This is a genomic window from Flavobacterium sp. WV_118_3 (assembly GCF_039778605.1).
In the GTDB taxonomy this organism is placed as follows: domain Bacteria; phylum Bacteroidota; class Bacteroidia; order Flavobacteriales; family Flavobacteriaceae; genus Flavobacterium.
In genome coordinates this window covers 2152860-2167204 of record NZ_CP156060.1, presented here as the reverse complement: position 1 = coordinate 2167204, position 14345 = coordinate 2152860, and the positions used below count along the sequence as shown (strand labels likewise).

Sequence of the window (14345 nt, the reverse complement as noted above, 5' to 3'; positions counted from 1 at the left end):
ATTGTAAATTTGTTTGTTATTTTTACCCTTTAATAATTGCCATAAAAGTGAGAGATACTGCCAAACATCAAGGACTTCGAAATCAGCTGATAACCGTATTACAACAAAAAGGTATTACGGACAGAAATGTATTGGAAGCCATTAAAAAAATCCCGAGACATCTGTTTTTAAATTCAGGATTTGAAGATTTTGCCTACCAGGATAAGGCCTTTCCGATCGGAGCCGGGCAGACGATTTCGCAACCCTATACGGTAGCCTTCCAATCGGAATTATTACAGGTAAAAAAAGACGACAAAGTATTGGAAATCGGAACCGGTTCGGGTTACCAAACGGCCGTTTTGTGTATGATGGGCGCCAAAGTCTACAGCGTAGAACGCCAGAACGAGTTGTTTAAAAGTACGTCCTTATTATTACCAAAACTGGGCATTCGCCCGAAACAATTGTCCTTCGGCGATGGTTATAAAGGCTTGCCTAATTTTGCCCCTTTCGATAGTATTATCGTTACGGCTGGCGCACCTTTTATTCCACAACCGCTTATGGCGCAACTTAAAGTGGGCGGTCGATTGGTTATTCCATTGGGAGAAGATGTTCAGGTAATGACCTTACTGATCCGTAAAAACGAAACACAATTTGAAAAGCACGAATTCGGCGACTTCCGATTCGTTCCTTTACTAGAAGATAAAAATTAATGAAAGCGCCCGACGAGTCGGGCGTTTTTTATTGATGAACCAAAAGGTTGAGGTAGCGCTCCAGACTTTCCTTTTCGGCCTGCGCTACGAGTAGCAGCAGCTTTTCTTTATTTTGAGTGGAATGGGCTTCATGCAGTGCGTTTTCAAACAGTATTCGGGATGCCGGATCACCTTTGATCAACGCATAAAGATAACCGTGTTGGATTAAAATGGAATGCATCACCAAACGGGCGACTTTATTATTTCCGTGTGTAAAAGCCTGTATAAAACAAAATTGTGAAAGTATTTCACCAGCCAGAATCACCGGATGCAATTTGTTTTTATTGGTTTCGTACCATAAAAACAGATCGTCCATCAGTTTGGGAATACAGTTGGCGCGTGGTAAGGTGTCGGAATTGTGGTTTGGTATGTTGTCGGTACTTCTGTATTTTCCGGATTCGTCGGGCGCGATACCACGGACAATCAGATTGTGAAGCGTAAAAATATCTTTTTCGGCTATAAAACTATTCTTTTCCGGAAGACTTTCGAGATAGCGGATCGCCTCGTGATGGTTGATCGCTTCGAGGTGTTCCCGCATACTTTTTCCGGTAATGGTTTCGCCTTTCTGAATGACGGCACGGGTTTCGTCCAGTGAAAAAGCCGCTCCGTCCAACTGATTGCTATAAAATATATAATCCAACGCAAGGGTTTGCCGGATGGTTTCGGTTTCGAACGACCGGAAACGTGTCACTTTTTCCTTTAGAGTATCGATCTCGTTCAGCAGAATTTGCAAAGCGGCCGGAATGGAATACGTCTTGGTAAAAGCGTTGCGTTTGAGCTCTTCTTCGGCCATTTGTATTGCTTTTAGAGCCAATTCGTCCTGACCAACTTCATAGAGAATCTTTTCTTTAAGCCAGTTGACCAATAAGGTATCGAAATCGATTTCGAGTAAGGCAGCCAGTTTAACGAGCTGTTCACGAGTTGGCTTGCGCTGACCATTTTCGAATTTACTGATCAATGCCTGATCGATATGAAGCATCTGCGCCACTTCGCGGGTTTTAAGTCCTTTTTGTTCGCGGGCGTTTTTGAGTAGGTCTTTCATGTTTCAGGCTTTTTCATGACAATTTTAGTCATAAATCAGCAAATGTAAAACACTTTTAAACGATAATTTTAGTGTACTTTTTTGATGCGATCCAGATCCCGTTTGTTATCACGGTCTTTGATGGTCTCGCGTTTGTCGAAGTTTTTCTTACCACGGCAAAGCGCAATATCCAGTTTGGCCAATCCTTTTTCGTTGGTAAACAAACGAAGTGGAATAATCGTAAGCCCTTTGTTTTGCATGCTTTTTAAAAGGCTTTTCAGCTCTTTTTTGTTCATCAGCAACTTACGCTCGCTTTTGGCTTTATGGTTATAATGCGTTCCGTACAGGTATTCTTCGATATGCGAATTGATCACAAACAGTTCATGACCGTGAAATTCACAGAAACTCTCGGCTATAGAGGCTTTACCTAAACGGATCGATTTGATCTCCGTTCCGGTCAGTACGATTCCGGCCGTATACTTCTCGAGTATTTCATAATCGAATTTCGCTCTCTTATTAAGTATGTTAACTGTTTTTTGCATAGGATGGCAAAGGTAAGAACAAAAAGCGAATCGTAAAAATTTTGTGATTCCAATTACTAATGAAAAAGTTTATGGACTATGATTTTTGTCAGTTTTTGCCCATTATTAAGCGGCTACTTTTGTCCTGTAATAATTAACCGATTCAAAGATGAAAAAAATAACTTTATTAGCAGCAATGGTATTGCTATTTGGCGCGAATGCAACTCAGGCGCAGGAAACCAATACAAAATATAAAAGCGAAGATTTTAAAAGATGGCAGGTTCGGGTACGTGGTGTAGGCGTGGTACCGAACGAAAGTGCGGATATCAGTACGATTGGTGGTGATGTTTCCATTTCGAACACCATTATTCCGGAGCTGGATTTCTCGTATTTCTTTACTAAAAATTTCGCTGTGGAACTGATTTTAGGAACATCCAAACACGATGTACATACGGTAGGTTCTGATATTTCGGCCGTTGGCGGACCGTCAAGAGCAAATGTCGATCTGGGTTCGGTACGCTTGTTGCCACCAACATTGATGGCACAGTACCATTTTTATCCGATGAACGAAAAAGTATTTAAACCGTATGTGGGTGCCGGACTAAATTATACGATCTTTTATGATGTAAAAGCCGGAAATACAGTAAAAGATGTCAAATACGACAACGCATTAGGCTACGCAGTTCAGGCTGGTTTTGACCTTATGGTGACCGATAAGTTCTTTATCAATGCCGATGTAAAACGATTATTCTTGAAAACAGATGTCACAGTGGATGCTTCCAATTTAGCCGATGGCTTAAGTATCCCGGCGGATGTTAAAATAAATCCATGGTTATTAGGGTTAGGGGTTGGAATGAAATTCTAATCCATGGTTTAGTGGTTTTTTGATAAGAAAGGGGCTGACTCACTTTTGAGACAGCCCCTTTTCTTTTTTGAATGATTGACAATAAGATGCCTTAAAACCTGTTTTTTGCTGATTTATTGTTGGTTATTTTTAAATTTTAACGCATTATTCTGATCTTAAAAAATAGCGTTTTGACTTTTGAAACAACCCCTTTTTCTTTTTTAAAACTGTAACAGGTAGTCGGTAACGCTATCACCTTTAACGACTACGAGGTAGAGATTCCCAAATACACTTTCGTCAATTTCCTGGTATTTCGGTTGACCAATCAGCGTGTTGACTAAACCGGGTATGGAATTGCTATGACCAACGATAAGCACATTTTTTCCTAAGGTTTCTTTTTTAAATTTCGGAATATCGAGTTCTTTATGATTGTATACGATTATATCTTTATGATTCCGGTTAGCGGTTGGCTGGGCTGTTTGTTGGGTACGTTTGTATACAGTACCATACACCGCATCAAAGGAAATATTTTGTAAAATTCGGTCCCATTTGGCCGCGCGTTCATGACCTTTTTCAGACAGATTGGTGTCTTTTGAAGAATCGGCTTTTTCGGCATGACGAATTAAAAAATAAGAGGTCGTAACTTCTTGTGCATGGAGTGCCTGTGTCATGATCAGGGTAAAAATAAATAGTAAATTTTTCATTTTTTGATCTTTAGTGCTTAAAGGTAACATTATTTTATAAAACCAGTAGTGATAAGGGTTTTGTTGTTTTTTGTTGTTTATTTTGGATGATTTTGTTATAAATATTTTGTTTTTGTGTTAAAAATATTGTTATTTTTAGAAAATGTAATCCCAAAAACAGATAAATAATGAAAAAAAATTATGTTGTAGTGGCACTGCTGAGTGTAGTGCTTTTTTCGGCCTGTTCTAAAGATGAAGATCGCTATCCGGGTGAAAACCAGTCCGGACAAGAATTGTTCCGAAAAGATACCCTGTCTAAAGCCGCGATCAATTCCCGTATTGATCAAATTAGCAATGAAAAAGGATCGTTTCATTGGAAAGATGGTGGCTACCAGATGTTATGGAGTGCTATTATCCGCGGAAACAACACCGTTACGATCGGGTATGGTGTGAATGCCGATGATTTCGACAGTCACAAATCCGGGAAAGGACGTGAGATTAAAGCCCGTTTGAAAAGCATTATTCTGGAATCTGAAAAAGGATCCGAAAAAGATGTGATTTTCAAAGAGGATGATGATCTAAACCTTATGGATGTGGTGATTAAAAAGCGCGAAACGTTGGAAGCCTTATTAAAAGAACAACATATCCGTTATATCGAACCGGCCGACTATCGTTATTTTGATACTGTTGAGGCACGTCCGGTTTATGGACCGGAAGTAAGTTCGAGTTCGGGTTGCGGTTTTTCATCGGCTACCATTGCAACAGCCGATTATACAACGGTAACACCAAATGCACGGGTACCGTGGAATTTTTACAAACACAATATCCCGGGAGCCTGGAATTACAGTACCGGAAGCGGAATAACGATTGGAGTTGTCGACACCGGATTATCGCCGCAACAAAGCCTGATGGGAAGCAGTTTTAACTCCGGTGCTTCGTCCGGCAGGACCGTACAGCGTTTTGGTGTTTATGTCGATTCGATCTGGCCGTGGTCTTCGGGATTTGACGGTCCGGATGATCAATGCGGACACGGAACCAGTATGGCATCAGTGGCAACTGCACCAAGAAACAACAGCGGATTACCGGTAGGTGTGGCCTATAATGCCAGTTTGATTACCTATAGAGCGGCTTCGAATGTGGTTTTGGATGGTTATCACGAGCAAGAAGGAGTGAAGTTGGCTTTTACCGCTTTAGGAAATAACAACAATGTTAAAATTATTTCGATGTCGATGGGGCATATTATTTCGGTTGGAAAAATTGAAGACGGTGTGAAATATGCTTATAGCAAAGGAAAACTGATTTTCTGTGCCGGCGGAACGTCTACCAGTTTTACGAACTTTGCCGGTGTGATTTTCCCGGCTTCGATGAACGAAGCGGTTGCCGTAACCGGAGTTAAAGAAGGGTCGACCTTCCAGGAATGCGATGTATGTCATAAAGGTGGAAAAATCGACTTTACAATTGTAATGGAACGCGCCGGGACCAATAACAACGTACCGGTATTAAGTTACTATAATAATGCGGCTAATTATGTAGGCGGATCGTCAGTAGCAACAGCTACTACAGCCGGAATTGCGGCTTTGGTTTGGGCTAAAAATCCGGGTTGGACACGCGATCAGGTATTGACTAAAATGAAACAGTCATCGACGTTCTATCCGACTAAAAACGCGAATTTCGGACACGGAAATATCAATGCGCAGTTAGCGGTACAATAATCATAGAATGATCAAATATAAAGGGTTGCCCGATGAAGGCAACCCTTTTTTATTATGTTAGACCAGACCCGTTTTTAAAACAGGTCTGTTTTTTTATTTTTTATTGATCAAATAATAAACTGAACCGAGATGTAGGATGATCAAATGAAAGCGAAAGACAATTCAGTACAAATAGGATCCATTAAAACTAATGGTATTTCTGATAGATTGTTTTGATTTAACTTTAAGATTACGACCTAAGAAAAATACAGATCGAATATCATTAAGGAATTAAATAAAGATGGGAAGGATTATGAAAAGCATATCTTTTTATAGCATAATTTATTTTGGTTTTATAATGATACTATTCACTTCATGTAGTAGTTCGAAACCCTATTCTGGAGAAATGAAGGCTGAATTGGCTAAAATGTTTAAAAAAGATCAAGAGCTTCAGGATTGGGATGTCAAGCGATTAAGTGATAACAAATATATAGATTCTATGGAAACTGAAATGTCAAGAGTTGTTAGAGCAAATTGTGAGACGATTAAAAAATATTATAAAGAATGTGGTTATCCGGGTTTAAAAGAGAATGGTAGGGATGCTTGCGTAAGATTTTGGTTAGTCGTACAACATAGTGACCATGATGTAGTATTCCAGGAAAAAATGCTAAAGGCTCTTAAAAGGCAATTAAAGAAAGGGAACGCTCTGGTAAGAAATTATGCGTATTTATATGACAGAGTAATGAAAAATAAAGGCAAGAAACAAATCTACGGAACACAACTGGGGCGTCGTACTGGTGAAGAAAAAATGCATCCGTTTCCGGAGCTTAAATTTCCGGATAAGGTTGATGAACTGAGGAAGGAAATGGGATTAGGGGGATTAAAAGAATATGTCGATTCGTTTGAAAATTAAAGCTATTTGATATTATTAGGATGTAATCCCGACAGGTTTTAAAACCTGTCAGGTCTTTTTTATTTTTTATTAATCAAGGAATAAACATAACTATCCAGATAACGCCCGTTCCAATAGGTATCTTCTTTAAAATGGCCTTCGCGGATAAAATCGTTTTTTTCGAGTAATTTCCAGGAAGCATAATTTTCCGGAGCGGTAATCGCTTCAATAGAATGTAGTTTCAGGTCATTAAAACCATAATCGATAACCCTTGTCAGCGCTTCCTGCATAATCCCTTTGCCGTGATAATCGGGCGATAACATATAACCGATTTCGGCACGATGGTTTTCCGGTTTCGGACGGAAATAGCCAATCAGACCCACTATGATATCTTCGTCTTTAAAGGTAATGCCCCAGTTTACACATTCGTTATTCAACCGTAGGTCATTCATATAATTGATATGCGCAATGGCATCGTCGATCGTTTTGGGTAACTCCCGCGGGATATATTGCATGGTTTCGGGATTGGAACGAAGTTGGAACATTTGTTCGGCATCGGTTTCCACAATTTGGCGCAATCGCAGACGATCGGTTTCCAGGATCGGAAAAGGGGAAAAATTCAAATGGAGCATAGTCTCAGAATTAAAAATCAATTAAAAGTATAAAAACTTTTGATTCAAAAAACGATTTTAGCGCAACATTGAAAAATGTCCTTTTACGATTCGTCCGCTGTCAAATGTTACCGTAAACCAATAATCGGTCGAAGGTAAGTCACGACCGTTGTACTTTCCATTCCAGCCAGCGCCGTTTCCTTTAAAAAAGTAAAGCAGCTTTCCGTAGCGGTCAAAAATAGCAACCTGTGCGGTTGGATAACGGTTGAGGTACGGAATGCGCCATACATCGTTATAGCCATCACCGTTAGGGGTGAAAAAACGCGGATAATCCAAAACAAAAAAGGTTTTAGTTGTGATACCACATTCTTTTTTGTCTTTTACCGTAACGGTATATTCACCGGAATCCAGATTGGTAAACGTAGGTGAGGATTGGAAATGAATTCCGTCGAGTGAAAACTCATAATCGCTAATTCCCTGGTAATTTACAGTAGCACTGTTTTGACCGGATTGAAAATCATCTACCGTAACCGATAGGATGGTAGCCGGTGCCGAAGCAACTACGGTAAAGGTTTTGATTACGGAACAGCCGTCGGAATTGGTAATTTTTACGCTAAAGGTACCTGACTGAGCCACAGTAATATGCTGACCGGTTTGAGTGGGATCGTTATTCCATTCGTAGGTAAATCCGGCCGGAGCATAAAGTGGAAGTAGCGTATTCGGACAAATATTTTTGGTTTCGTCCTGAATATTCGAGCCGTTAAAATTGTTTACAACCAACGAAATGGGAGCAATACCATAACAATCGGAACCATTTACCACGCGGGCATAAATGGTCGTACTAGCCGTATTATAAGGAGAACTTAATGGGTTGACTAATAAAAGGGCGTCATTTGCCGATGCAAAATACTGTATTGTAGCACCAGCAGGTAAGCCGGTAAACATAACAGTCATCGCATTCAAATCGAAATCGGCTTTATTGTCGCCATCGTTATCACATTCGCTTTGCGGACCAATAGGTGTAATTGTATTGTTGACAACCTGTAAGGTTACCGTAGCATAATCCACACAACCGAATTGGTTTTCAACACGGGCTACAACGGTATTTATATTGTTATATTGATAATCGTCGGGATTGGTGATTAAGTTAGTTTGTGCCTGAGCATTGGCTAATGTTGGATAAAAAGCCACACTAAGATTGTTTCCGCCAGCGGTAATGGTCGGATTGGCAAGCGTGAGATTAAATTTTGTTGGCCCGCTAGGAGCGGCACATTGGATCAAAGTAGCGTTGTTTGCCGTTACCGGAGCATATTCGATAGTCACTTCGCTACTGGATGTACAACTTCCGCCGGACGTAGTAATCGTGGTTTCCACGCGATAGGTTCCCGGAGCAGTTACGTTATAAATCGGATTCGTCGCACCGGTAATAGCTCCAGTAGCATCAAACCACTGATAGGTAACATTAGTACCCGTTACCGTTGCATCCAGTGGATAGCTGCTTCCGGGACATAATGGATTTCCGGTAGCAATAAGTCGGTCCGGACCTAAATCGGTTGCAATATTAAAACTACCGCCTTTTAGGAAAATAGCCGAATCGTAATATTGATTTCCCTGATCGGCAATAACCATTTTAATATGATAGGTCACACCCGGCGTTACGGTCGCTTCCGCGCGTAAGGTTTGGGTTTGTCCGTTGTAATTGGTTGGACTGTTTACATCGTTAAATCCACCAAAATATTGTGGATTCGCCTGCGGGCAAATAGTTCCCGGTCCGCGAACGGTAGTTACTTTAACCGGGATATTGGTTCCTGGAACTACGGCCAGATTTTGGTATTGAGGCGTAGTAGCTTCCCGTAATAAAAAAGCAAAACCATCCGAGTAATTACATTGATTGGAACTCGGATTGGTTAAGTATTGTTCGGATGCAAAGACATAGTCAAAGCTCATTTTATTGGAAATCGGTACAAAGTCGAACTCTAAAACAGTGGCATTAATCGTGTTGTGTTCGTTAATGGCTTGTTCCAGATCCGGATCACCGAGCCAGCTGGCCGGGCCTTCACTCAAAATCGAGGAATTCGGACCTACTGCCGATATAGCTTTCCCCGTGGTGATGATCACACCGTCGTTAAAAGGAAAACCGTTGTAACCCTGGAAGTAGCCATAACTTTTGGCGCCATCCGAAAAAGTGTATCCATTAATCGCAATATTGGAAACCTGTGCACAGGAACTGTTAAATAGTTTGTCAAGAACGAGTTGATCGTCTGTGTAATTTTCGGTTACTTGTATGTATTGTGCCCATATTGTTGTGGAAAACAACAATACTATTGCTGTAAAAAAACGGGAGATCTGTACCTGCATAATGCCTGCAAAGATACTACAAATCTCGTTTTTTTAGAATTTTATACGATATTAACATAAAAATAACGGTCCAGATAAGCACAATAGTTACGTCGCCAAAATGAACACTGTAGTCTTTTGCCATGTCTTGTCCGCTAATGGTGCTGCTCAGGTTTTTAATAACCGAAAGACGGCTAAAAGGCTCTTTAATCAGATTGCTCATCGATTCTAAAGGAAAAAACTGACTAACTTTTTGATAAACATCTGTGTCTTTGAAAAATTTCCAGCGCATTAACCCGATGGCGATCGCTTCTAAAATACTCCATAATAAAAGGAAACCAAGTGCAAATGCCGAACGTTTTACCAAAATACCCAATAACAAACAGAACGAGAAAAAAGCGGTTAGTTTTATAAAATAGGCAAATAGATATTCCATATCAGAAAAGACAATGCCGAATTCATTATAGGACGAATAACTATAGCCTAAAATAAGGGACATTAGGAATACAAAAACAGTCGATCCAAAGGCAAAAAGCAACACCGTCAGGAATTTGGACTGGATAAATTCTTTTTTACTTAAACCATCGATAAGATTTTGTTTTAGTGTACCGTAGCTGTATTCATTTGCCATCATGGAAACGATTACAATGGCCAGGAAAAGTTTAAAAATAGACGCAATCCAGGTATTAAAGTGCCAGATAAACGGGAAATTAAAAATTCCTTGTTCGGCAATATGCAGTCTGAAGTTTCCAAAATCGAATTTGATGGCTGCGATTAAGGCGATAAATGATAATAAAATAAAATAGGAAAGAATCAGTACTTTACTGGCTCTGTTTTTCCATAGTTTTTGAAGTTCGATTTCTAAAAGACGTTTCATAAGGTGCGATTGTGATTGATGAAAATTAGTGCTTGCTGGTTAATTGTAAAAACTGTTCTTCGAGACTGTGTTTGCGTTTTACCAGGTGATTCAGGACAATATTGTGCTGAAACAGAAAGCGATTGAGTTCCGAAGCTTCCAATGGAGCATTGAGATAGACCAGCAATTTGCCTTCTTCCTCTTCAATTTTATCAATAGCGGTAAGGTTTGTAAGCGTCGATTTTAGAATGTCGTGATTATCCGATTGCAGTTCAAAGAAGCCTTCGTTCGAAATAATTCCATCAACGGTACCGGTATACAGGATTTCGCCTTTGCGAAGTACGACCACATGCGAACATACTTTTTCCACTTCGTCCAATAAGTGCGAAGCCAATAGAATTGTGGTGCCCATTGAGGCAATATGTCGGATAATATCACGAATCTGACGGATTCCCTGCGGATCCAATCCGTTGGTTGGTTCGTCCAGGATCAGGATTTCCGGATCGTTTAAAAGAGCCGATGCAATGGCAAGACGTTGTTTCATTCCCAGTGAAAAAGTTCTGAATTTGCTGTCTTTTCGTTCGTAAAGCCCCACGACTTCCAGCTTTTCCTTTACTTTATCATACGAAACGCCTTTGATTTTACAAACCAGTTTTAGGTTTTCTTCAGCGGTCAGGTACGGATAAAAATTAGGGCGTTCGATAATGGCACCGACTTTTTTAAGCGCATGATGTGTGTCCAGTTTGCCATCGAACCAGGTGTAATTTCCGGATGTTTTGTTAACCACATTCAGGATAATACCCAATGTAGTGGATTTTCCACTACCGTTCGGTCCTAAAATGCCATATACATTTCCTTTTTTGATCTCGAAAGACACATTTTTTACGGCATGTACATTCCCGAACTTTTTATCTAAGTTTTGAATAGTAAGGATTGTTTCCAAAGTATATTTTTTTGATTGATAAAATATATGACGAACCACCAACCAATTTGTTACGACAAAAATAAAATTATTGATACGGAACCACGCTAGGATTCCCCATCTGGAAATTTTGCAAACCGAAATCGGTATTTTTAAAAGAATTTGTCTTAAAAATATTATCTCCGTTTCCGGGAATCGTAGGGTAGAAGGCAAACGATAATTGGAAGCTGTTAAAAACGAGATAATCGTTACTGATCAGTACTCCCAAACCGAATTTAGAATAGAGACGGGTAGAAAACAGATGGTTTTCGTCGCCTAACATACCAAATGAAAAGTTGGCAAACGGACTAAAACGGAAACCGTACCAACTTCCCGGCATATACGATTGTGTTTGAACCGTAAACTGCCATCTCCGACTTCCATAGAGATCGACGCTATCAAAACCCTGAATGCCATTAGTGCCGGATAAGGTTAATAAATCCCGTTCCGTAGGTAAACGATGACTACCGATGATCAGTTCGGGTTTTATAAACTGACGGAATTTCCAGCTTCCGAGTTCAATCAGTTTGGTGAAATAGTTAAGTTCGAAGCGGAAAACCGTTTGTTCGGTAGATGCACCGTTAAAATAAGCACCCCATTCGACAGTAGTGCCTAAAAATCCGAAATTATAATAATCGCCGGATGATAGTCGGCCGCCCAAATACAGACGTTTCAATTGGTTTTTATGATGAATTCCGGAGGTAATCGAATACACACGTCCTACCGGGACGTCTTCGATAATGCCGTAGTTAAATAAAAACCGTTCCTGAACAAAACTACGGGTGGTAATACCGACACTGGCCAGATACAATTGTGTATTGGAAAAGAAATTGATGGAATCGTATTGTATTCCGGGTTTTTCGATAAACTTGAGGTTGTAATATCGAGCTGTGGTTACCAGATTAGTTACCCGATTGTCTTCCGATCGGCCTTTAAAAATACGAAATGCATGACCAGCCCAGATATTTTGTCCTTCGGCTTTAAAGTTTTGGGAAACCATATTCGGATTGCCTTCATCATCTAAAGTACCGTCTTTAAATTCTTCTTTATGAAAGTTTTGTTCAAAACCATAGCCGCCGGCCCATCGGGTTAAGGGTGAAAAGAACCCACGTTCTACGGCAAAACCTTTAATATAATCGTCTTCCAGTCCGTATTCATAGCGAAGCGTTGTATTGATATAGGTATTCCGGATATTTGGAATTGTATATTTCGCACTATAGGCACTTTTATTATCGGAAAAACGTTGCTTAAAATTATTTTCGAATTCATGTCCCAATCCCAGAAAATTTCGTTCGGTAAGTTCCAGATTACTTTGCGAACTGGAAATGGCTCCGGTAGGAACAAAACTCCAGGAATCGAGTACGCGGATTACCACATCAACCGAATCGGGACTTGTGGTTGGAACGGGCTTTACGACCACGCTGCGCACATAACGTTGGCGACGAATCAGACGTTCCGATTCCCGCATTTTTAGCGAGTCGACCGTTTCGTTTTGTTTAAAAAGTAATAGATTGCGCACCGTCCAGTTTTTGGTGCGTATATGAATCCGGTTTCCAAAACGTTCGATCCATTTTCGCGGCGCCTCATTTTCATCGGTAACGGAATAACCAAACGGATCCAGTGTTTCGATTTTGATGTTACGGATTACTTTTCCTTCAAACGGTAAATAGGAGGCCACTTTGGGTGGCGGTGCGTTTTTAATTTCCTTTTTCGGAGTGGTTACACTACGGGTTGGCCTGAAAATAAGCCGGTGAATAAAGCTGGTAAATTTTTTCTTTTTGGAAAACTTTTCGATATCCTGATAAATGACTTTTGTCGAATCGGCTTTGGTTTTGTTGTCCTGCGCATATCCATGTGATGCGAGAACGAGAAATACAACCAGAAAAGCAGCAATTTTTTGTAACATTTATCGGTAATAATCGGTACTTGATGTTATAAAGATACGTTAATGAACGGAAAAAAACGAATCTTGTTATCTTGTGGAATAAAAAAATAGGGAACTTTCTTTTTGTCTTTTACGGACGATATTCGAAAGTTATTCCGATTAGTGACACCTGCCAGGTTTTTAAAACCTGTCAGGTATGGTATTACATGAAAAAAGCGGCTGTTCATTTTTGAAACAGCCGCTTTGTCTTGTATTAGCTTTTTTGCTCTTTGTTGAAGTATACTAAGTAGTAATACATCTGTTTTTCTTCGTCCCAGCCTTTTTCTACGAATTTTTCGGCACTTTCCGGGTTAATAAAGTCCAGTTTGATCTGAATATTGGTATCCAGTTCGATAATGTTCTTCATTTTTTTACGGGCATCCGAAACGGCCGCATTGGCAATCGGGAAGTTGGTCAGGTCTTCAATACTGTATTTTTCGCCTTTGTCAACTTTATAGTTTTTAAATTCGGAAATCAGATCCGGATTGTCAATTACCTCGTTTAAGAAGTTGGTTTCTTCGAACTCGTCGTTTTTAGCAAAATAATTTACCGAACGGTTCATAAACATTACCTCTTCTTTTTTGTCTTCGGCCGGTAAAACAACTTCTTTTGCAAAATCCTGGCAGAATTTCAGGTATTTTTTAGTCATAAAGTTTTCGTCCTGAAACGCGTCCACCGATAGGAAATGCTCCAACCAGTAACGGGCATCATAACGGTTACTGTCGATCGTTAAAATTTTATAACCTTCTTCTTTTTTATAATTGAAAATCAAACAGCCTTTGTCCAGCTTGTTCAGGTTGATTCCCTGTTGCAAAATCATTTCCAATGTCGAACCTTTTTCTTCAAATTGAAGGAAATCGGCTTTTAACTCACTTTTAAAAATTCCGATCGCATCCACTACATTATTGTCGATCGAAACATTGGTCAGGTAGGTTACATACACCTCTCCGTTTTTGATATGCGGATGATTGGACTGTTCAAAAAGGTGTTTGGTTATTTTTTTAGAAACATCGTGAATGCTTCCCGGATTGGCAAAAATCTCGTTCGAGAAATTGTACATTTCGTTATAATCCAAATCCACATCGTGAGCAAACTGAAAGTAATTTTCCTCTTTTTCGCGGAAAGGTTTAAAAAAATACTCTTTTAATAAAGGCATAATCTCATCATTCAGAGCATAAGGTGTTTCCGAAAGAAAGATGGCCTCACTGCGGCTTTTATTTCCTACTCTGTGGATAGAAAGGTTGTCGATGTGGGTATTAAATAAGTTTATCATGGT

At 39.9% G+C, this 14345-nt stretch carries 13 protein-coding genes; 4 read left to right on the top strand and 9 right to left on the bottom strand.

Annotated elements, in window-relative coordinates; genetic code table 11:
* Window positions 1-47: 47 nt before the first annotated feature.
* Window positions 48-689: a protein-L-isoaspartate(D-aspartate) O-methyltransferase gene (locus ABFU83_RS10130; protein ID WP_347065663.1), complete on the top strand. Its 642-nt coding sequence runs from the start codon at window positions 48-50 to the stop codon at window positions 687-689.
* Window positions 690-717: 28 nt separating this feature from the next.
* Here ABFU83_RS10130 and ABFU83_RS10125 read toward each other — a convergent pair whose 3' ends face one another.
* On the bottom strand, window positions 718-1770 hold the full coding sequence (locus tag ABFU83_RS10125) for a Fic family protein (protein WP_347065662.1): 1053 nt from the start codon (window positions 1768-1770) through the stop codon (window positions 718-720).
* Window positions 1771-1838: 68 nt separating this feature from the next.
* The gene (gene smpB, locus ABFU83_RS10120) at window positions 1839-2291 is read right to left on the bottom strand and encodes an SsrA-binding protein SmpB (RefSeq protein ID WP_347065660.1); all 453 of its coding nucleotides are present in this window, start codon (window positions 2289-2291) and stop codon (window positions 1839-1841) included.
* 148 nt (window positions 2292-2439) lie between these two features.
* Here smpB and ABFU83_RS10115 point away from each other — a divergent pair, with 148 nt between their 5' ends.
* Window positions 2440-3135, top strand: coding sequence for an OmpW family outer membrane protein (locus tag ABFU83_RS10115; RefSeq protein ID WP_347065658.1), 696 nt, complete (start codon window positions 2440-2442; stop codon window positions 3133-3135).
* A gap of 200 nt (window positions 3136-3335) precedes the next feature.
* Here the strand turns inward: ABFU83_RS10115 and ABFU83_RS10110 are convergent, their stop codons facing one another.
* Window positions 3336-3818 carry a phosphoglycerate mutase family protein gene (locus ABFU83_RS10110; protein WP_347065654.1) on the bottom strand — a complete coding sequence of 161 codons (483 nt, stop codon included), beginning with the start codon at window positions 3816-3818 and terminating at the stop codon, window positions 3336-3338.
* Window positions 3819-3985: 167 nt separating this feature from the next.
* Here ABFU83_RS10110 and ABFU83_RS10105 point away from each other — a divergent pair, with 167 nt between their 5' ends.
* On the top strand, window positions 3986-5509 hold the full coding sequence (locus tag ABFU83_RS10105; protein WP_347065652.1) for a S8/S53 family peptidase: 1524 nt from the start codon (window positions 3986-3988) through the stop codon (window positions 5507-5509).
* 385 nt (window positions 5510-5894) lie between these two features.
* The gene (locus ABFU83_RS10100) at window positions 5895-6401 is read left to right on the top strand and encodes a DUF6624 domain-containing protein (RefSeq protein WP_347065650.1); all 507 of its coding nucleotides are present in this window, start codon (window positions 5895-5897) and stop codon (window positions 6399-6401) included.
* 59 nt (window positions 6402-6460) lie between these two features.
* Here the strand turns inward: ABFU83_RS10100 and ABFU83_RS10095 are convergent, their stop codons facing one another.
* The 6 genes from ABFU83_RS10095 to ABFU83_RS10070 form a co-directional block, all read right to left on the bottom strand.
* Complete coding sequence (locus ABFU83_RS10095; RefSeq protein WP_347065648.1) at window positions 6461-7012, bottom strand: GNAT family N-acetyltransferase; 552 nt, start codon at window positions 7010-7012, stop codon at window positions 6461-6463.
* A gap of 57 nt (window positions 7013-7069) precedes the next feature.
* Window positions 7070-9349, bottom strand: a complete 2280-nt coding sequence (locus ABFU83_RS10090; protein ID WP_347065646.1) for a choice-of-anchor L domain-containing protein — start codon at window positions 9347-9349, stop codon at window positions 7070-7072.
* Between the two features lie 16 nt (window positions 9350-9365).
* Window positions 9366-10205: an ABC transporter permease gene (locus ABFU83_RS10085; protein ID WP_347065644.1), complete on the bottom strand. Its 840-nt coding sequence runs from the start codon at window positions 10203-10205 to the stop codon at window positions 9366-9368.
* A gap of 25 nt (window positions 10206-10230) precedes the next feature.
* Entirely contained in the window at window positions 10231-11127 is an 897-nt protein-coding gene (locus ABFU83_RS10080) for an ATP-binding cassette domain-containing protein (RefSeq protein WP_347065642.1), read from the bottom strand.
* Window positions 11128-11194: 67 nt separating this feature from the next.
* Window positions 11195-13051 carry a hypothetical protein gene (locus ABFU83_RS10075; RefSeq protein ID WP_347065640.1) on the bottom strand — a complete coding sequence of 619 codons (1857 nt, stop codon included), beginning with the start codon at window positions 13049-13051 and terminating at the stop codon, window positions 11195-11197.
* 232 nt (window positions 13052-13283) lie between these two features.
* Window positions 13284-14342 carry a nucleoid-associated protein gene (locus ABFU83_RS10070; protein ID WP_347065639.1) on the bottom strand — a complete coding sequence of 353 codons (1059 nt, stop codon included), beginning with the start codon at window positions 14340-14342 and terminating at the stop codon, window positions 13284-13286.
* Window positions 14343-14345 lie beyond the last annotated feature (3 nt).

Coding starts and splice junctions, on each gene's coding strand:
- ABFU83_RS10070 (WP_347065639.1), bottom strand. CDS start 14,342: ATGATAAACTTATTTAATACCCACATCGACAACCTTTCTATCCACAGA.
- ABFU83_RS10100 (WP_347065650.1), top strand. CDS start 5,895: ATGAAGGCTGAATTGGCTAAAATGTTTAAAAAAGATCAAGAGCTTCAG.
- ABFU83_RS10105 (WP_347065652.1), top strand. CDS start 3,986: ATGAAAAAAAATTATGTTGTAGTGGCACTGCTGAGTGTAGTGCTTTTT.
- ABFU83_RS10095 (WP_347065648.1), bottom strand. CDS start 7,012: ATGCTCCATTTGAATTTTTCCCCTTTTCCGATCCTGGAAACCGATCGT.
- smpB (WP_347065660.1), bottom strand. CDS start 2,291: ATGCAAAAAACAGTTAACATACTTAATAAGAGAGCGAAATTCGATTAT.
- ABFU83_RS10075 (WP_347065640.1), bottom strand. CDS start 13,051: ATGTTACAAAAAATTGCTGCTTTTCTGGTTGTATTTCTCGTTCTCGCA.
- ABFU83_RS10085 (WP_347065644.1), bottom strand. CDS start 10,205: ATGAAACGTCTTTTAGAAATCGAACTTCAAAAACTATGGAAAAACAGA.
- ABFU83_RS10125 (WP_347065662.1), bottom strand. CDS start 1,770: ATGAAAGACCTACTCAAAAACGCCCGCGAACAAAAAGGACTTAAAACC.
- ABFU83_RS10110 (WP_347065654.1), bottom strand. CDS start 3,818: ATGAAAAATTTACTATTTATTTTTACCCTGATCATGACACAGGCACTC.
- ABFU83_RS10090 (WP_347065646.1), bottom strand. CDS start 9,349: ATGCAGGTACAGATCTCCCGTTTTTTTACAGCAATAGTATTGTTGTTT.
- ABFU83_RS10115 (WP_347065658.1), top strand. CDS start 2,440: ATGAAAAAAATAACTTTATTAGCAGCAATGGTATTGCTATTTGGCGCG.